This window comes from Adhaeribacter arboris, from assembly GCF_003023845.1.
GTDB lineage: Bacteria > Bacteroidota > Bacteroidia > Cytophagales > Hymenobacteraceae > Adhaeribacter > Adhaeribacter arboris.
In genome coordinates, this window is record NZ_PYFT01000001.1 from 3,440,311 (window position 1) to 3,460,751 (window position 20,441).

Consider the following 20,441-nt stretch of genomic DNA (forward strand, 5'->3'; position numbering starts at 1 on the left):
ATATACGTGCAAATGCAAAATAATTTACCTGGAGCAAGCTGTTAGTTTTACTTTAAAGCCTGATTTAGGGAATTGAAATTTATGGAAATACATAAAATTTCGCGGTATTCTACAAAGCATGCTTGTTTTTTTAAGAAGATTGAATTCTGTATTATCCTGCAACAGAACTTAATTCAGATAAAAAATTTCCTTTGCTACCGCTTTCGTCTTTTATCGAATCTTACCGGCCGTATTCTCTAAAACCACATTAGAAAGTATTCCCGTGTCCGCTTTGTCCGGCAGATGCGAACAAAAACCGATACCAACATAAAATGGCCCCTTGAATGGTACCTGGATAGGTTCGCCGAACTGTTTCATGGGTTCGCCATTCATACTAGTAAAAACGGCAAAGGCATTTCCCCGCTTTTCTATGCCCAGGCGAAGCGCCCCTTTTTGGTCAACCCGCATTTCCTTCATGTTTGCTCCTTTTTCTGGCCGGTAAGCCAGGTGTATCAGGCCCGCACCATGCAGGGCCACCATGGCTTCTTTAGAATCATCTTCCAAGCTCTGGCGAATAATAAGAATAGCTTTACGGTCAGCGTAGCCCTCTTTATCCGGGAAGGCAATATCAGCGGCCAACGATACATCACCGGACATTTTTTTCCATAAATATCGGAATTCATCCCGCGTATACCATACATTATAGCCGGCCGAGGTGATGGTGTACTGCTTGGTAGCAGGATTGTAACTGGAAGAACCCGGTACCAATGCCGCTCCAACGTCGCTCTGGCCTTCAAATATGCCAATGCGTTTATTCTCTGTACGAGTAGGCCGGTGAAAATCCAAAGGGGGTGGTACTTGTTTATGCGTGGCAGATCCGGGGAGGGCCCAATCGGGTACTTCCACTTTTGTGGTTGTTTGGGCAAAGCTTATTTGCGATGTTGCCCATAATAGTACGGCAGGAAGTAAAACAATGCAGGTCTTGTTTATGGCACCAATATACTTATAAATACTACTACTCATCGCGCTTATTAATTTTGAAATCATTTCCATTTTACACTTTAATTTTATGAAAAGCTATATTAAGAATGAACCCGAAAAAACCGCATGGCATTCTTGGAAACTTACCAAAAATGACATGGAAGGAATTAATTATTTAAATTCAGCAGCAGATCAAATTAGCTGATATTGCTATACGTTTTAAACTTATTTTCGCTTACATCTTAATTAGATAAAAGAGTTTAGAAACAACAAAATATAATATTTAACGCAGCACTTGCTTGGTAACATGTTTATAATGACGACCAATGAGTAATTCTTTTCCTGCTACTGCTATGTGAGTGGGCATGCGATGTATCAATTTTGTTCAAGGCTACCATAAAAGAACAATGAATGCGCAAAATCTGGCCCTCGAGGCAGCATTTTTTCTAAAGAAGTAGTGGTTTGCTTCGCGATAAGTTGGCGGTAACAATGCGTACGTAGTCTTTCAGGCTCTCGATGTACTACAACCTGAATTATTCGCAAAAATAGTAGTTCTGCTTCCGGGAAATATATTAAACAACAAAGGCAAGTCATTACACTTGCCTTTGTTGTTTTTTCATCCTTGCTGGCTGACTACTTCCTGGGTAGCTGGTTCTGGTTTAAGTTCTACCTCGTACAGGTAAAAAGGCACTTCGTATCCTTCGCGTTGCAAAATTGGCTTGGCCACGTTAAATACTTTTACTCCCGCCGAAGTAGCGCCTTCTAAAGTACCTACGTGCGCGTGGCCGTGGAAAGCAACTAACACCTGGCGCCGGTTAATGGGCTCCACTAAACGCGAGCAGCCCAGGTACGGAAAAATTTCGGGTGGCTCTCCTACTACCGTTTCTTTAATAGGCGCATAATGCAACACTACAATTTTAGGTATATCTATATAATCTACGTCGAGGTGCGCTAAGGCCCGGTCGAGTTTCAAAGCATCGTCTACGGCTTCCTGCACGAAACTTTTAATCATGGGTTCGCCGAACATCGACAGCATGTGCTTATCAAAACCACCGCCAAAACCTTTTACGCCAGCAAAACCAATTCCGTGCAGCACCACCGTCTGGCCATCCAGAATGTGAACCTTATCGTTTTCCAGCATTTTTTTAATGGTTTTCTGCTGGTCCCGCTCGTAATCGTGATTACCCAATACGGCAATGATCGGGATGGTACAGGCTTTTAACTCCTGCGCTAATACTTCGGCTTCGGCCAGGTGCCCCGTGTCGGTGAGGTCGCCGCAAAGCAATAAAATATCCGCTTGCGCCGAGATCGTCCGGAAATATTCTACCCATTTGCCCTGATCGGTTTCTTTTACATGAATATCGCCCACGGCGGCAATCCGGATGGGGTTTTGCTGCTTGTTATTTTCCATGTTGGTTAAACAGTTTTAATGGTAATTACTTTATACTCCGCATCTACAATATCGGTTCGGTACTGAGTCTGATCGATAATGGGTCCGAGGCAAACTTTTTCTACGGGTAAAGGCAAATCAAACTGACCTTTGGCTTTTTCTATTAACGTGTCGAACAACCAGCGGGGAACAAGATCGCGCTCCGTTGGGTACACAAACTGAAAAAGTAAAACCTGGGCCAGCAGTAAATGCCAATGTTGTTCGAGCCGGGTCCAGATGCGGTTCCAATCGAGTAAGTGCCCGTGTTTTACAATAATGTGGTTGACATCGGCGCCATCGTAGCGTTCGCGGTTTTGTACGTAAACTTTACACCACAATAGTTCTTCGGCCGGAATAAACTTTATGGTTACCCCGTACGCTTCGCCGGCTACCGCATGGTCAAACCACGTATCATCCACAGTGCAGATGTTGTTTACCGTATTAAAAATAATATCGATGTAATAATTATTTTTATAAACTTTCGCTAGCCAGCGTACGTCCGTTAGTTCGGTAGCAAAGCCATGCTCAGCAAAAAATTTTAAAATTCGGGCGTAATCGCCCGCTTTACAAAACAAATCCAAATCTTTTAAATCGCGAATTATACCGGTATATTGGCGCAAGGCCAACCCACCTCCTACCAAAAAAGGGATTTCGCTTTCGGAGAGTAAACGTAATGCCTCCGCAAAAAAGTTATGTGCAGCCGTTTGTAATTCGTCTTCTTGTATCATATAATTTTATTGATTGCTCGGCTTTATTAAACAGCAAAAACACTTATAAAGCCATTCAGTACCCAATACCTCACTCCAAATAAAGTAAAGTAGTACATTTACTTATTTCCAACAGATTTGTTGTAAGCCATTCCCGAAGAAGTTAAAATAAATACCAGTAAAGCTTGGCTCGAGTAGATAATGGGGTAAATTGACAGAATCCTGCTTTTTGATTTCAGAGATTTCGTTCCTTTATGTACTTTTAAAAGCCAAAACGGGTTATCAGAATTTTACTCCTAACTAAAAACGATGAACAAAAAACGTATTGCCATTGATATGGATGATGTTATGACCGATGCAATTGGTCGTTTTATAGAACTTTATCAACAAGAATTTCAGGAAGACCTTTCGGATTTGCGCTTACCTGGTCGTAACTTAACTAATACCGTACCGCCCGAGCGCTTAGAGGCGATAAAGCAGTACCCGCACCAACCCAATTTCTTTAAAGATTTAGAACCTATTGCCGGTAGTCTGGAGGTAGTGGAACAACTGCATCAACGTTACGAAATTTTTATTACCACCGCCGCTTTGGAGTTCGAGCATTCGTTTACGCCTAAGTACAATTGGTTAAAAAAGCACCTGCCTTTTATCACCTGGAAGAATATTGTTTTTTGCGGCGATAAAAGTATTATCCGCGCCGATTACTTACTCGATGACTTGGACCGCAACTTAAAAACTTTTACCGGTACGGGTTTACTTTTTACGGCTCCGCATAACGCGCACGTTACCGGCTATACGCGCCTGAACAACTGGCAAGAAGTAGCTGCCTATTTTTTGCACTAACCTGCTAGCTACCCTTAACCTGTATTTTATCGGCTTATTTCTTTATCCTACTTACTATTTAACCTTAGCTTAAAAGTTTATGGTAGCGTTACTCAGAAAGATATTGCTCTTTTTACTTATTACAGGTAACATTACTACTACCGGTTTTAGCCAAACTACTTACGCGGAAAAATTAGGTTATAAGAAAGGGGAACGAGTCCTGATTTTACACGTGGATGATGCCGGCATGTCGTACGACTCCAACGAGGGTGCTATTCAGGCGCTGGAAAAAGGGGTAGCCAACTCGGTAAGTGTGATGATGCCTTGCCCTTGGGTACCTGGATTTATAAAATACCTGAAGCAACACCCGCAGGTAGATGCCGGTTTGCATTTAACTTTAACCTCAGAATGGATAAACTACCGCTGGGCACCCCTCGCTGGTACGGCCGGCACTCCAACTTTAATTGATACCGAAGGAGCTTTGTGGCCGAGCGTCGCCGACGTGGTACAACACGCCAAAGCCGATGAAGTAGAAACAGAAATCCGGGCGCAACTTGCCCGAGCCCAGACCATGGGCTTTCAACCTACTCACCTGGATTCGCACATGGGTACCTTATTTGCTTCGCCGGCTTTTTTAGAACGATATATTAAAGTTGGGGTCGAAAACCAGATTCCGGTTATGCTGCCCGGCGGCCATAATACTTTACTTTTACAGCAACTTCAAAACGAAACCATTGCCGAGTTAAAAAGCCAGGGTAAATACCAGGCAGGAATGGCCGTTCCTACCCCCGCTATTGCCACGCAGGCGAAAGCCATAGGCGAAAAAGTTTGGCAAGCGGGCTTACCCGTACTCGACGATTTACACAATACAAGTTATGGCTGGCATTTACCCGCTACAACTCCGGTCACTCCCGAGAACCTGCGGCAATTTAAAGTACAACAATATATAGCCGGTATAAAGGGTCTAAAACCGGGCGTTACCATGATGATTATGCATTGCACGGCTCCCACCGAAGTATTTCAGCATATTTCTAATTCTGGGCCAACCCGCCACGGCGATCTGCTGGCTATGCTGGACCCAGGTTTACGCAAGACCTTGCAGGACGAAAAAATTGTGCTTACTACCTGGCGGGAATTGATGCAGCGCCGCTCCCAAGTTACCAATCAACAACTGGAACAGAAACGATAAATTTACCCGAGAATAGACAAAAAGGAACGACTATTAAGCCGTTCCTTTTTGTAATGGGTTGGTACAATATTATATTTATTCCAGCACAATCCTGGTTTGTTTCTGGCCCGATGAACCTTGAGCTTTTAGGATGTAAATACCCGGTTTTATGGTTTTAGTAACTAGTAACTCTGCAGATGTACTTCCTTGATCATCCGTAGTAACAGTTTTGGCCTGGTACAACTGCCCAAAAGTATCGTACAAACTCAAAGTAACCGGCTCCTGCTGCTTAAAACCTGTTAGATCTGCGTAAATCTTAGACCCAATTGGGTTAGGGTTTGGATAAACTTTAAGAACTGGTTCAACATCTGTAACTTTTGTGACAATAGAAGTTAAGGAATCAACCAAGGAATCAATAGTGGTGGTATCACTACCTTCGTACACAATACCTAAACCGTACAATTCCACCGAAACGGTCTGGTCTTTCTTCTTTTTACCGCTAACCGCTTCCAGCTTTGCTTTCTTAAAGCCTTTTGAAGTCGGATAAAATGCCACATTAAAGGTAATAGAACTATTCTTCCGAATTTTTATTGGTTTATTCGGTTTGGCATCTGGCTGACCCAACATCCGGAATTCACCGGCATTCTCTCCAATAATGGCTAAACCTTTCAACTTTAAATTACCCCGGCCAGTATTGGAAATGGTTACGGCGTGCGGCGTTACTTGAGAAAGATCCGGTAAATCCGAATCATCATCGTCTTTATCTTTGTCTTTATCTTTGTCCTTATCTTTGTCCTTGTCTTTATCCTTGTCCTTGTCTTTATCTTTCTTGGCCATTGTGGCTTTAGTTAAGGAATTTACTGTTTGAGATAAAGCCGTTTGAGTTACTCCCACTACTTCGGTAGCAGAAATCTTTTCCGGGAAAGCGGCAGCAAAACCTTCGTCATCGGAGATGCTGCTCACGCGCAACAAAGTAATTTGGGAGGTTCTATCCGGAATGTTGTTCCAGTTAAACTCGATTACGTACAGGTTACCCGTTTTTACATCTTCTACAATATCCAAAGGGTTAATAAAACCCGACATACCTACTAAGCCACTCGTACCGGCCCCAGTGTAATCGGCTTCAATGTCGTATTCACTATCGGCGCTCCCTTTTACTACTGAACCTGGTTTTAAAACAATAATATCCCCACCGCCACTAAAGCGACACACCAGCAATTTGCCTTTTAAAGCACCGTTAAAAGTATTGCTCTTGTACTCGATAGCTCCGTTAGGCGAGCGGTTCAGTTCAAAGTTAAAGGCGGCTCCCCGGTAGTTTTTATCGGCACCTAAAGTACTCGGGTATTTAGAATTATCTTTGTATCCCCGGTTAGCTACGTACTCCCCACGTAAAGGATTCGGATGGCCGTAATATCCTTTTGGCTTAATGCGGAATAGCCAATCATTTTGCACCTGTACGCCCGAAGTAGCCGGTATGGTTGGGCCGCTGTAAAAGGTACCATCTGGCCGCCGGGTTCCGGCTACCGATGGCGGTGTACTACCACCTGCTGCCGAGCCATTAGCGGGTGCGTAAAGTTGTCCGTTGCTGTGCCACACCAGATCGTAAGCATTTCGAACCCCAGAGGCATAAATAGTAAGTGGTGCATTTGCAGCGTAAGGGTTATACGTACCATCGGAAAACCGTAATTGACTCGAGGAGGCATTATTAATTAAGCTTTGGTTAGAAGTAGTTTTAGCGTCTAAAGTTGAGTTGCCCAGTTTTACTAAATCCAGGCGTAACACCGTTCCTGACAATAAACTTTCGTCCCGTTGCCAGGCTCCGTCAAAAGCTCCCATCGAACTATTACTACCCTGCGCTATATACAAGGCCTTATCCGGACCAAACACCAAGCTATTTACCAAGTGGTCTTTAGCCGAGCGAGGCAAATTTGTTACTAATAAGCGTTCGGTAGAAAGACTAGAACCCGATAACTTAGAAATCTTACCATCAAAAATCGGGGCTCCTTCCAAGCCGGAAGAACAATGCGAAACGTAGGCAATTAAGTTACTAGCTGTTGCTGCCGGATCGAACACCAAACCCACGGCGGTACGATTACCATACTTGCCCACTAAAGTATTTATAGTAGTTAAATTACTTAAAGTGCCATTGGTGTGGTTAATTGTAAACCGTTCGATGACGCCATCTAGCCGCAAAGCATAAAATTTATCATCGGGCCCAATTACCAAGGAAGAATACTTTTTGTTCTGCGTACCCGATACAGGCACTTTAGTAAACTCTACCGATAAAGGATCCGTGGGTTCAATGGCAGCTCCGGTAGTAAAAGTAGCTGTGTACGGAATAAAGGAAGCCCCAGGATAAGATTTTACGCCCTCGGTTACCATAAATTTATAGGTAGTATTGGCTTCTAAAGCAAAGGTAGGCGAAAAGCTGATGGCATCGCCGCCACCCGTACCCTGCACCACTCCGGCCACCTGGGTAGTGGTACTGCCCACTACTTTCAAGAGTTTAACGGTACTGCTGGTAATAGTACTGTTATCTACCCCGCCCGGGTAACCGGCTACAGTAGGTACAAACAGGTTGTTAGCCGCAATACTAGACGTATTTACGTTTACATTAGTAGCACCATTCGTCGGCGTAGATGAAACAACGTAAGGACGGGGCGCACTTACCGTTACCTGAACGGTAACACTACCCGCCGTAAAACCAGAAGCCGCTGCTTTAACAGTAGCCTTATAGGTACCCACTGGTAGATTTTGGGCCGCCGAATAATTAAAAGTTACGTTAGGCTCGGTACCCGAATGGGTTTTATTAAAAGTTAACCAACCACTACCTCCTGTGCCGTAAACAGCAGAGAGCGTATACTGAACACTTTTATTACCCGTGTTGCTTAAGTCTAAAGAAAAAGTTTTGTTTGTAGTAGAGCCACCTTTTTCAATGGTTACTAACTGTTCATTCGCCGACCAATAGGTAATAGGACTAGTAGTAACCGGTACAATACGGGCCGAGTTAATTTTTGTATTCGTTCCGCCATCGGCATCAATGGTTAGATTGCCATCAGTAACGCTTACCCGTACCGTAGCAGATTTAAAGCGGGTACTGGCCCCGGCTGCTCCGGTAGGCACAAATTTATCAATGGCTGTAGCTCCTTCCACATTTAAACTATGTCTTTCCGGAAAGGAATAAACGCCGGCATCACCCGCTGAAACGGTTACATCATAAATTCCCTTCGGTACTTTTACCTCCCAGTAACCTTCGGCTTTGGTACCGTCAAAAGCCCCCACGATATCATCCGACTGCATGTGTATTAAAGTAGCTTGCAGTACATTAGAAGGCTTGTCCCGATCCCGTCCATTGCCGGGAGTTGTACCTCCTACCGAAATATTTAACAAGCTATTGTCCGAACGTTTTTTCCAGCCATACGTCAAGTTGCTGCCCTGATTGGCACCAGTACGTAGTCCGTAAGGCTGACCATAATCCCGCACCCAGTTAGTAGGCGGTATTGTTTTTGGATCCTGAAAGTTAACTTGAATGGTTTGAGCAAAACTGGGCAAACCTATAATTACAACAATTAAGAGAACTATTAATGGTTTAAAAAAGCGGACAACCAGCAGTGAAGGAGTATAAATTTTCTTCATTTTAGAATTAAATAAACATTTAGAATTATCACAAAATACAGAGATGCCTTCCTGATTACCAGCCAGAGTTACTGAAAAAAATATTAAGCTTATAAAGGAAAAACATTTGCAGAAAGGAGTGGCTTGGAAGGAGCTTGATTTAAATAAATCCAATGCGGGATTTACAAATTAATCCTTGATTTACTGTAAAGAAGCTATATAAATTATTCATGTATTCTTTAAACACTATTTTTTAATACTAGATAAAATAAAAAAAATACAGTTAATTAGCTATTTTTAACGGGAAATGCACCTAATTAGTTCTATAATCTTAGTTTAATTATAAGCACTTTTAATTTAAGTTATATGCGTTAATTTCCCCTATACGCGAGTTTATTTTTCAGATTTGATTGCAACTAACAACTATATTAATCTTTAGTAACCATTCATTTTCTTCTACAGAGTATGAGCAATCCACGCAGCGAGAGCCTTATTTACTCCAGAAGACTGATTAACAAACTTGAAGCAAGAAAAAGAACAAGAAGTTAAAATAACTTTCCTGTCTTATTTTCTATGTTCTAATGCTATTATTTAAATGCTTCGCCAGCATTTTTTACAACCGAAAGCTAAATATTTTGCCCAACCAAGTAGTTTTCTTTAAAAGATCACCATAAAACATCTTTTTTAAATACAAAATCACATTCTAATTAGTACGCTGAATGAGATTGTAGGGTAGAGGTGAAATAGGGCAAGTTGTTAATGCTTTTTAGTTATAATACCAAATAGTGTTAGCTATTTTCCATAGGGTTGCCTTAAAAGCACTAAACACGGCGGGTTTTGGAAACCCGCCGTGTTTAATCTTCTTCACTATGGCAGTTAGTTTAGGCGATTTGGTATAACTAAACAAGGTTACAATAAAAAGGGAACGATGCTCTCGTTCCCTTTTTATTGTAACCCGATATCTTAAAACGGATTATTCCAGAACAATTTTTGTCTGTTTTTGACCCGAAGAAGTATTGGCTTTAATTATGTAAATGCCCGGTTTCATAGCTTTAGTTAAAAAAAGTTCGGCCGAAGTGCGGCCTTGAGCATCTACTTTTACGGTTTTTGCCTGGTACAATTGGCCAAAAGAATCGTACAAGCTGAGAGTAACCGGCTCCTGCGGCGCAAAATCAGCCAGGTCCAGGTATATCTTCGATCCGATAGGATTTGGATTGGGATATACGGTAAGAACCGATGCTTTATCAGTTAGTTTTTTACTAACCTTAGCCGCCGATTTTTTCATTGCCTTATTGGCCACTGAATCGATGCCAGTAGTATCACTGCCTTCGTATTGAATACCTAAGCCAAACAATTCCACCGAAACTACTTGGTCTTTCTTTTTCTTACTACCCACTCCTTCCAGCTTCGCCGTTTTAAAGCCTTCCGTAGCTGGGAAGAATGCTACGTTAAACGTAACTGAACTATTTTTCCGAATTTTTACTGGTTTGTTCGGTTTAGCATCCGGCTGGTTTAGCATCCGGAACTCGCTCGCATTCTCTCCAATAATGGCTAAGTTTTTCAGTTTCAGGTTACCCCGGCCGGTATTGGAGATCGTTACCGCGTGCGGTGTTACTTTCGAATAATCCGGCAAGTTTTCATCATCTTTCTTCTTTTTCTTATCTTTATTAGCTGTCGGTTTTTTTGCCCAGGAAGCGGCTACCGGGGGCGTAGCGGTTTGAGTTACTCCTACTACTTCGGTGGCGGTAATCTGCTCGGGGAAAGCGGTGGCAAAACCTTCGTCGTCGGAAATACTGCTTACCCGTAGCAAGGTAATCTGCGCCGTTCTATCCGGAATGTTGTTCCAATTGAATTCAATTACGTACAAATTACCGGTCTGCACGTCTTCCACAATATCCAAGGGGTTAATAAAGCCCGACATCCCGACTAAACCTGCCGTGCCTGCGCCAGGATAGTTGTCTGTAATGTCGTAATCCGTTTCAGGACTATTTATCACCACCGAACCGGGTTTTAGAACGATAATATCGCCGCCCCCACTAAAGCGGCACACGAGCAGCTTGCCTTTTAAAGCTCCGTTAAAGGTATTGCTCTTGTACTCGATGGTGCCATTAGGCGAACGGTTCAGCCCAAAGTTAAAGGCCGCTCCCCGGTAATTAGGATCTGCCTCCAAACCATTCGGGTATTTGGCATTATCAGCAAAACCTCGGTTGGCCACGTATTCGCCCCGGAGCGGATTGGGGTGACCAAAGTAACCAACTCCTTTTAAAGGATTGATGCGGAACAACCAATCGTTTTGTACCTGTACGCCCGAAGTAGCAATTACTGCCGGACCGTTGTAGAAAGTGCCATTAGGTCGGCGGGTACCCGTTACCGAAGCCGGCGTGTTACCGCCCGCTGCCGAGCCATTGGCTGCCGCATAGAGTTGGCCGTTGCTGTGCCAAACCAGATCGTAGGCATTCCGAATACCGGAAGCATAAATGGTTAATGGTGCATTACTGGCGTAAGGGTTATAAGTATCATCCGAAAACCGTAACTGGCTCGCAGTTGCATTATTAATTAAGCTCTGGTTTGAAGTAGTTCTAGCGTCTAAAGTAGAGCTGCCTAATTTTACTAAATCTAAGCGCAGCACGGCTCCGGCTAATAAACTTTCGGGGCGCTGCCAGGTACCGTCATAAGCGCCCATCGAGCTATTACTACCTTGGCAGAAATACAAAGCGCCATCTGGGCCGAAGGCTAAACTATTCACCAAGTGATCTTTAGTGGAGCGAGGCAAGTTGGTAACCAGCAATTGTTCTGTGCCCAGGTTAGCTCCCGTTAATTTAGAGATCTTACCATCAAACTCAGCGGCCCCCGACAAGCCGGAAGAACAATGCGACACGTAAGCAATTAGATTGGTCGCGGTTGAAGCGGGGTTAAAAACCAACCCAACTGCCGACCGTCCACCGTACTTACCCGGTAAGGTGGTAATAGTAGTTTGGAAGGTAAGACTACCATTCAGATGATTAATGGCAAAGCGTTCAATATTACCATCCAATCGTAAGGCATACAACTTATCATCGGGCCCGATTACTAAAGAAGTATACTTTTTGTTCTGCGTACCCGATATAGGCACTTTAGTAAACTCTACCGATAAAGGATCCGTGGGTTCAATGGCAGCTCCGGTAGTAAAAGTAGCCGTGTACGGAATAAAGGAAGCCCCAGGATAAGATTTTACGCCCTCGGTTACCATAAATTTATAGGTAGTATTAGCTTCTAAAGCAAAGGTAGGCGAAAAGCTGATGGCATCGCCGCCACCCGTACCCTGCACCACTCCGGCCACCTGGGTAGTGGTACTGCCCACTACTTTCAAGAGTTTAACGGTACTGCTGGTAATAGTACTGTTATCTACCCCGCCCGGGTAACCGGCTACAGTGGGAACAAACAGGTTATTGGCCGCAATGCTGGAGGTATTAACACTAACGTTGGTAGCCCCATTGGCGGGGGTAGACGAGATAACGTACGGCTGCGGAGCGCTTACGGTAACTTGAATACTAACACTACCCGCCGTAAAACCAGTAGCAGTTGCTTTAACGGTAGCTTGATAGGTACCGATAGGCAGGTTCTGAGCAGCAGCATAGTTAAAAGATACATTTGGTTCCGCGCCGGTATGGGTAGGCGTAAAACTTAACCAGCCGCTCGCTCCCGCCCCGTATAAGGCGGATACGGTATACTGCACATCGGTTCGGTTACTGGAATTGCTTAAGTCTAAAGAAAAAGTTTTGTTGACCGTAGAACCACCTTTTTCAATCGTTAATAATTGCTCATTCACCGACCAGAACGTGTAAGGACTAGTAGAAACGGGTACAATCCGGGCCGAGTTGATTTTGGTGTTCGTCCCGCCATCGGCATCAATGGTTAAATTGCCGTCGGTAACGGTTACCTGTACGGTGGCCGATTTAAAGCGGGTGCTGGCGCCGGCCGCGCCGGTGGGGGCAAATCTATCAATCGCCGTAGCTCCTTCCACGTTTAAAGAGTGTCTTTCCGGAATAGAGTAAACACCGGCGTCGCCCGCCGAAACCGTTACGTCGTAAATACCATTGGGCACTTTTACTTCCCAGTAAGCTTCGGCTTTGGTACCGTCAAAAGTTCCCGGAATATCATCCGACTGCATGTGCATCAAAGTAGCTTGCAGCACATTAATGTCCGGGTTAAGAATAGAATTCCGATTCCGGCCGTTGCCGGGAGTAGTACCGCCCACGGAAATATCCAGTAAGCTATTATTCAAACGATTTTTCCAACCGTAGGTCAGGTTATTACCCTGATTAGCGCCGGTTCGTAACCCATAAGGCTGGCCGTAATCGCGGGCCCAGCCCGCAGGGGGTACGGTAGCCGGATCCTGGAAATTAACCTGAATAGTGGGTTGGGAACTTGAATTCACAACGGAAAAGGTAATTGTTTTAGCGGTACCAGCTGTACCCCCTCCGTTGGCTCCCGAGTAAGGTATAGCTTGTAAGGTATAATTTCCCACTGCGGGTACCCAAGCGTTATAATTGCTGTTTACATCGCCAAATAAAGCATAAGGGGCACCTGTTTCGGTTGTAGTTTTTGATTGTGCCCCGCTTAAAATCATTTTCACACTACCCACTGTAGCTGGACTGGTATTAACCCGGATGTTTAAATTTTTAGTTGATAAGGCCGCCAGATTTATAGTGTTGCCGCTCGCTATGGTTTGAATACCTTGCTCGGTGTCGGCATTTATAAGGGTAAAGCTAGCGATTGTCTCGCCCGCCACTATTGTACCTGGGTAAGCTTTTACCGGTTTGCTATTATTAGGAGCAGAAAAGCCGGAGGAGCTCATTAGTAAGCTCAAGAACAGAAATACTAATTGTTTAATGTTTAACGCGGGAACAACAGGAAGCGGAAGGGTAAATTCTTTCTTCATTTTACCAATTCAGTTAGTTTTTAATAATTTCTAATCACCAGAAGAAGTCAATCTTAAATAATTAAGATATGGAAACATAAAGCATACTTATTTTCAGTATACTTTTCGGGAAGAGAGGTAAGTACAAAAGAGGACTAAACCATTTAGTTCAGGCTCTTAATTAAACCTTTCCTGATAGTCGGCAGGGTTTAATGATAGCTATGGCTTCCCTGAAATTTTTAGAACACTACTATTTCAAATAAAATAATTTCCTAAAAACCAGATAAACCAATGGTTAGAGGGTTTAAAAATCTAAAGCTTTTAAATAATCGAATTTCGTTTGATTCAGGTTTAGCAGTTAACCAATAATTTATAATACCCATAAAGGTTATTAGGTGCGAATAAACGCATTTAATTAAATACTTTCAATTATTTAATTAAATGTTAATATACTGAATAATTCTATAATATAAGCTACCTTCGGGATAAATATTGACTTTACCCCTTATAAAATATAGCTATTCCGCTATAATACTTCTAGAAAATATTTAAAACCTTATCTAAACTTACAAAACATAGATAGGTGTTTCAGGTATTATTAGTGCGCTGGGCGAATAGCCGCTAATTTTTAAAATTCCTTCGTAATCGGCTTCTATATGATGGGGAGGTACTTAGGCAACCCGCTAGAGAAATGGATAATCTTTTATCTTTTGCCAGGGGCCACCTTGGTACTCCCACAAACTCAGACCAATAGCTTGCAGGTAAAAAGGTTGAAAAGAAAGAACTAACTGGTTAAATAAGTTTTGAGCTGTTTCTACGGTTACTTTATTCTGCACGGTAATATGCGGCCGAAAGCCCTGCTGGTCCTGAGGGGTTAGCCATTCCCGCCATTGTTTTTGCAGATAAACGTGTAATTGAGATAATTCCTCGCTTTGCAACTTAAATGCGACTCCTTTACCCAATTTAATTACTTCGGCTACTTTTACCGGAAATACTACCTGGCGGGCTGCCCTTGTTGCCAGTTGTTCCGTTACGGCGGCGCTTGCGGGTAAATGGTGGAAAAGAGTTATATGCGCATCCAGGTAGTTAAGGCGGGGAGGGAAATGCTGCTTTCTTAAATCATTGAAATACGCAAAAGCAACTTCATCCATTTGCAAGGTCAGAATCAAAGGATTTTGGTGCATCATAATCTACCCGCCGGATTAAAATATCTATTTTAGCTAAGAGTATAAATAATAGTTATCTAATCAATTTAAAAATCTATACCGGAAAATGAATTAGGATGCTTTGGTATATTAAATAAGGACTCTAGAATTTATTCACTTTTTACAATATAATGTTTGGCTTGTTTGTGGCGCTAAATTTTAAAAACTCTCCGTCTTTTTTCATGAATAACTTTCATTTTTAAAGCAATGTTAATATCTTCCTCTTAAAGAAAGCAATACTGAACTTGTTTTGTTTAAATTCTTTTGATAACCCTATCTACGCATTAATTATAAATAGGTGATGCTACCGATTCTACTTTCGGCATTTCTTATTTCTTAAAAAAATGTTTTTTCTTATTGGATCCATTATTTAAAATGACAGTATTTAAGCCATTTAGCTACTCTTATCGCCTGGAATCCAAGGGTTTCTTTTTCTTCATTACTCTTGCCTTTTTATTTTCCTGCGAACAAGAACAATTAATTCAACCAAAAGAAATTATTCAGGTAGAGGAGGCATTAGCCGATGCTCAAATTATTACCTCTAAAGATGGTGATCGTTCTAATTTATTAGTAGAAGGCCGCTTCGACCCTACCATAGAACCGGTGTTTCACGTTCAGACAGGTACTTCGTATGGCTTTGAGGTAAGCAGCAAACGAGCCCGCAGAGGCTCGAATGCGGTACGCTTAGAGCTAAGACGCAATACCGATCAGATTCGTTCTGAAATTTCTTTGGCCGGTGAAACCAAAAGGGAAAGATGGTACGGAACAAGCCTTTATTTACCCGGTAATGATTGGGATTCGGATTTAAACGCGGATGGCTGGGACATTATTACCCAATGGCACGCCCGAGAAGATAAAGGAGAACCTAGCCGCCTACCCCCAATATCTTTAGTGGTAAGTAAAGGGCGTTTAGGCCTGGTAGTGTATTGGGCCACCAGAGAAAAGAATACGAATGCTACCATTAGTGGCAAGAAAATATTTGATCTAGGACAAGTAGAAAAAGATAAGTGGTTAGATTTAGTTTATCACATTAACTTTTCGCATAAATCAGACGGCGAATTAGTGGTTTGGAAAAATGGCGTAAAAGTAATTGATTATACTGGCCCTAATAGTTACAACGATAAATACCTTCCTTACTTTAAAGCGGGCATTTACAAAAGAAAATGGTATAAAATTTCGAAACGGGTACTATATATAGATGAAGTAAGAGTTGGCAACGGCAATGCGACTTATAAAGATGTAGCTCCTTATGGCTCCGTTATCGTTAACCCCGCGGCTGATACACCGGCTAAAAATAAAAAATTAAGCTTAAAGCTGATTAATGCTAATTCCGACCTGCTCATTAAAACTATTACGAACGGGGCTACTCTGGACTTAGCTACCTTACCTACCAATAATTTAAATATTAAAGCTACCCCTGCGGGTGCCGTTGGTAGTATTCTTTTTAAATTAACAGGTCCTCAAAATAAGAAAGTAATTGAATCGGAAGCGCCTTATTCTTTATTCCGCGATAAGAATGGCGATTTTCCATCCTGGACGCCTAAAGCAGGTAACTATACTTTAACGGCCACTCCTTACTCCAAGGCTAACGGCAGTGGTAAAGCCGGCTCCCCGGTAACGGTTAATTTTAAAGTAGTGAATCTGGCAAAAGATGGCTCCGGCACGCCAACTGTAAGTATGGTTATTAATAAAAACAAAGGTGTAACCAGTTCCCGGAATGCCCTATTAACCATTCGAGCCGTTAATGCCACCAAAATGCGCTTCTACGACAATAGCAACAGCAGATGGACCAATTGGGAACCCGTTTCTTCCATCAAAGCCTGGACTTTATCGCGCGGAGATGGTTCTAAGTGGGTAAAAGTACAAGTGCGAAATGCGGCCGGCGTTATGTCGGCTTCTTATGCCGACGGCATTATATTACGAACAAAATAAAAATCATTTCTAATTTATAATTTGGCGAAACATTAGTATACCGCTTTACCTTCCTGAGCTTCGTCATTCAGCCCATAAAGCAGGAAATAAATTTTGGGTTTAAAACAGCCGAATTTTGCAATATAGCTATAATATAACGGCTAGAGCTGTACTCCTGAAGCCTTTCCTATTTTCTACCTAATTACCTTAACTTGGTAAATAATATCAGAATTATGCTATAAACTAACTTATTACTGAACTTTACCAAGTTATATTTGTTATAAGAATCAATCCCGCTCACTTATTATTTTAGTTTGATTAGAATTCTTCTGTTTGTATTTTTTATTCCGGAGAGAATCACTCTTCTTAGTGGAATTTAAATTAAAAAGCATTATTTAAACTATTGCTAGCATCTTATTGCATGAAATTTAAACTTCTCTTTCTTTTATCTTCCTTATCATTATTTTTATTTTCCTGTGAACAAGAAGAATTAATTCCACCCAAACAAATTAACGAATCGGCAATAGGTATTGCCAACGCCCAAATTATTCAATCAGTAGATAATTATCGTTCTAATTTATTAGTTGAAGGTAGATTCGAACCCACTGCCGACCCTTTTCTTGTGCAGACAGGCACTTCTTACGGTTTTGAGATAAGTAGTAACCGCTCCCGGAACGGTTCTAATTCCGCCCGGTTGGAGATAAGAAACGAAGCAAATCAAGTTCGTTCTGAAATCACCCTGGAAGGTGAAACCCAGAGCGAAAGATGGTATGGAAACAGTCTGTATTTACCCGGCAACGATTGGGATTCGGATTTAAATCCGGACGGATGGGACATTATTACGCAATGGCACGCCCGAGAAGATGCCGGCGAGGATGCGCGGTATCCGCCCATTGCTTTAGTAGTAAGTAAAGGTCGTTTAAGTATGGTGGTGTACTGGGCCACCCGCGCCGAAAATACCAACGCTACAGTAAGCGGCAAGAAAGTATTTGATTTAGGTACTCTGGAAAAAGATAAGTGGTTGGATATGGTGTACCACATTAACTTCTCGCACGAATCGGATGGGGTATTGGAGGTATGGAAAAACGGTGAGAAAGTAATTAACTACAACGGGCCTAACTGTTACAACGATAAAAGCTTACCTTATTTTAAAGCGGGTATTTACAAAAGAAGATGGTACGATATTACTAAACGGGTAGTGTACGTGGATGAAGTTAGAGTAGGTAATAAAAAAGCGGATTATTACGACGTAGCTCCTAGTGGCTCTACCTTAGTGGAACCGGAAGAATTAGATCTTAACGATAATTCTAAAAAATTAAGCTTAAACCTAATTAACGCTAACTCTGACCTGTTCATCCAGAAATTAACTAACAATGCGGTCTTGGATTTAGCCAGTTTACCCACCAAGAATTTAAATATTTCGGCTACTACTGGGTCAGATATTGGCAGCGTTGTTTTTAAATTAACCGGCCGGGAAAATAAAACTGTAATCCAATCGCAGGCACCTTATACTTTATTCGGCGATGAGAACGGCGATTACCAATCCTGGATTCCTACGGAAGGCGAGTATACGCTTACGGCTACTCCTTACTCCGGCGCCAACGGTGAAGGAACGGCGGGCGCTCCCGTAACTGTTTCCTTTGAAGTAGTAAACCTCTCCACCGATGGCTCCGGTACGCCAAAAGTAACCATGGTAATTAATAAAGATGAACCCATTACCAATTCGCGGCGAGCTATCTTAAGAATAAAAGCCGTCAATGCCACCGAAATGCGCTTCTACGACGACAGTGACAGCGAGTGGACCGACTGGGAACCGGTCGCTGCTGTTAAATCCTGGACCTTATCGAAGGGGGATGGCTCTAAGTGGGTGAAAATACAAGTGCGAAACGCCGCCAATGTACCATCTGAATCTTATTTTGATGGCATTATACTAAGAACTAAATAAACTGCCTAACAGGCTACGCACGGCTGCTGTCGAGTTTACAACCTGTTAAGTGGCAACAAAAAAGCAAGTATTACACCTTTATTTCATGTTCCTCGTTTAATCCGGCAGTATTTAAAGCCTCTTCCAAGCTGGCGTACCGGGAAATACCAGAAATTAAAAAATCCGTTAAGGTAAAAACGCTGGTTACAGTTTGCATTCCGGTAATTGCTCCCGTTTGCGGATCATGCCATTCCCCTAATTCTTCTACTACTACAACACTATCTTTCTTAAAATACCTTTTAGGAGTAAGCGTTACTTGGGCGCGATCCACCCATTCTAATAATAGATGCACCCCTTTTTCCCTCCCGCGTGGTCCCCTTATTTGCACATCTTTTTTAACCAAGGCCGCTAATTGTTCTTTATCAATAGTATTTAAGGCATTATGCCACTCCTGTACTATTGCTATTTCCCGAGAGACCATAAGTAGTTGTTGGTTATTAGTTGTTCGTTGTTCGACGGATAAATAGACAGTAAGCAGCAGATTATCATCATTGGTAGTCTCAACTAATTTCGTCGAAGTACTCAAATATTATCCGCTCAGAAGCAGTCTATTTATTCCTAACCTAATCCTTAAGCCTGTTTTCTACTAAGTAAATAGACTAAATTAATTTAATCGATTTAATTGAAAATATTCAAATTAATTCACTGATAATGAAAGGACTACACACATAAAAGTCTTGTATCTAATATCTTGATACTTGTGTCTCTTTACTTAGCTAAATTATAGCTTCTTTTCTTTCTTAATGGTGATAAGTAAAATACCCGCCAGCACAATGGCCGTTCCCAGTAGCTGAATACCCGAAACTGTTTCATCGAGAAAAATATAAGCCAGTAAAATAGTAGAAATAGGACCAATACTGCCAATAATGGCCGCATTACCTGCGCCTACTAACCGGATACCTTCGGCAATGAGGTAAGAAGGAAGCACTGTAGCCACAATCGCCATTAATAAGCTATACCCATAAACCGCGGGCACGTAATGGAAAAGCTGCCCGCCGCCCTGATTGATTAAATAATGAACAAACACCCCTAAAGCGGCCACCGACATGGCATAAGAATTAAACCGAACCGAACCAAATTTGGGTATGAGCACGCCGCTGCCCATCAGGTAAAGCGCATAGGTAACCGCACTGGCAAAAATAAATAAACCTCCTTTAATTAAATGCTTACTGGTCTGTACCTCTACGTCGCCTAATAATACCAGCAGCACGCCCGAGTACGTTAAACCCAGCGCGATGTATTGATTCCGGGTAATTTTTTTACCTAAAAATAACCAGGAAAATACGACCACCAACGTAGGGTAAATAAACAAAATCAGGCGTTCCAAACCGGCCGTTATGTATTGCAGCCCCAAAAAATCAAACAAACTGGCTAAGTAGTACCCCATTAAACCGTAAAAAACAAGTAAGGCATAGTCCCGCCGTTTTACCGGAACGGCCGGCACTTCTTTTTTGCGCGACAAAACGCCAATCAGAACAAAAAACGGCAGCGAGAAAGCCATACGCAAAGCCAATAAAGAAACTGAATCAATGTGGTACCGGTAAGCCAACTTTACCATAACGGCCTTCGAAGAAAAACACACCGCCGCCAACAACACAATCAGCGCGCCGGCGAATTGCTTACTGTCAAACTTTATTTTGGGCGATGGTTTCGGGATGACGGTTGTTTTCATGACAGGTAAAAAGCCGGTAACATATTTATTTAAAAGCTTGCGGTATAAATGTACGCAGCCCGTTTGGC

At 42.4% G+C, this 20,441-nt stretch carries 12 protein-coding genes; 4 read left to right on the forward strand and 8 right to left on the reverse strand.

What is annotated here, in order from left to right:
* Positions 1-210 precede the first annotated feature (210 nt).
* From AHMF7605_RS30175 to AHMF7605_RS14455, 3 genes are all read right to left on the reverse strand, one after another.
* Positions 211-1,026, reverse strand: a complete 816-nt coding sequence (locus AHMF7605_RS30175) for a hypothetical protein (RefSeq protein ID WP_199200239.1) — start codon at positions 1,024-1,026, stop codon at positions 211-213.
* Positions 1,027-1,576: 550 nt separating this feature from the next.
* The gene (locus AHMF7605_RS14450) at positions 1,577-2,371 is read right to left on the reverse strand and encodes a metallophosphoesterase family protein (protein ID WP_106930446.1); all 795 of its coding nucleotides are present in this window, start codon (positions 2,369-2,371) and stop codon (positions 1,577-1,579) included.
* Between the two features lie 5 nt (positions 2,372-2,376).
* Positions 2,377-3,117: a nucleotidyltransferase gene (locus AHMF7605_RS14455; RefSeq protein WP_106930448.1), complete on the reverse strand. Its 741-nt coding sequence runs from the start codon at positions 3,115-3,117 to the stop codon at positions 2,377-2,379.
* A 288-nt stretch (positions 3,118-3,405) separates the two neighbouring features.
* On the opposite strand from AHMF7605_RS14455, the gene AHMF7605_RS14460 reads away from it, so the two are divergent.
* Complete coding sequence (locus AHMF7605_RS14460; RefSeq protein ID WP_106930450.1) at positions 3,406-3,939, forward strand: 5' nucleotidase, NT5C type; 534 nt, start codon at positions 3,406-3,408, stop codon at positions 3,937-3,939.
* 79 nt (positions 3,940-4,018) lie between these two features.
* A complete protein-coding gene (locus tag AHMF7605_RS14465; protein WP_106930452.1) occupies positions 4,019-5,107 on the forward strand; it encodes a polysaccharide deacetylase family protein in 1,089 nt (362 codons plus the stop codon).
* Between the two features lie 75 nt (positions 5,108-5,182).
* Here the strand turns inward: AHMF7605_RS14465 and AHMF7605_RS14470 are convergent, their stop codons facing one another.
* The 3 genes from AHMF7605_RS14470 to AHMF7605_RS14480 form a co-directional block, all read right to left on the reverse strand.
* Entirely contained in the window at positions 5,183-8,722 is a 3,540-nt protein-coding gene (locus AHMF7605_RS14470) for an Ig-like domain-containing protein (protein ID WP_106930454.1), read from the reverse strand.
* Positions 8,723-9,674: 952 nt separating this feature from the next.
* Positions 9,675-13,622, reverse strand: a complete 3,948-nt coding sequence (locus AHMF7605_RS14475) for an Ig-like domain-containing protein (protein WP_106930456.1) — start codon at positions 13,620-13,622, stop codon at positions 9,675-9,677.
* 662 nt (positions 13,623-14,284) lie between these two features.
* Positions 14,285-14,788 carry a 2'-5' RNA ligase family protein gene (locus tag AHMF7605_RS14480; protein ID WP_106930458.1) on the reverse strand — a complete coding sequence of 168 codons (504 nt, stop codon included), beginning with the start codon at positions 14,786-14,788 and terminating at the stop codon, positions 14,285-14,287.
* Positions 14,789-15,181: 393 nt separating this feature from the next.
* On the opposite strand from AHMF7605_RS14480, the gene AHMF7605_RS14485 reads away from it, so the two are divergent.
* Positions 15,182-16,738 carry a polysaccharide lyase gene (locus tag AHMF7605_RS14485; protein ID WP_106930460.1) on the forward strand — a complete coding sequence of 519 codons (1,557 nt, stop codon included), beginning with the start codon at positions 15,182-15,184 and terminating at the stop codon, positions 16,736-16,738.
* Positions 16,739-17,138: 400 nt separating this feature from the next.
* Positions 17,139-18,662, forward strand: a complete 1,524-nt coding sequence (locus tag AHMF7605_RS14490) for a polysaccharide lyase (RefSeq protein WP_106930462.1) — start codon at positions 17,139-17,141, stop codon at positions 18,660-18,662.
* Between the two features lie 70 nt (positions 18,663-18,732).
* Here the strand turns inward: AHMF7605_RS14490 and AHMF7605_RS14495 are convergent, their stop codons facing one another.
* Positions 18,733-19,227 carry a hypothetical protein gene (locus tag AHMF7605_RS14495; protein ID WP_146153591.1) on the reverse strand — a complete coding sequence of 165 codons (495 nt, stop codon included), beginning with the start codon at positions 19,225-19,227 and terminating at the stop codon, positions 18,733-18,735.
* 195 nt (positions 19,228-19,422) lie between these two features.
* Positions 19,423-20,373 carry a DMT family transporter gene (locus tag AHMF7605_RS14500; RefSeq protein WP_106930466.1) on the reverse strand — a complete coding sequence of 317 codons (951 nt, stop codon included), beginning with the start codon at positions 20,371-20,373 and terminating at the stop codon, positions 19,423-19,425.
* Between the last annotated feature and the right edge of the window lie 68 nt (positions 20,374-20,441).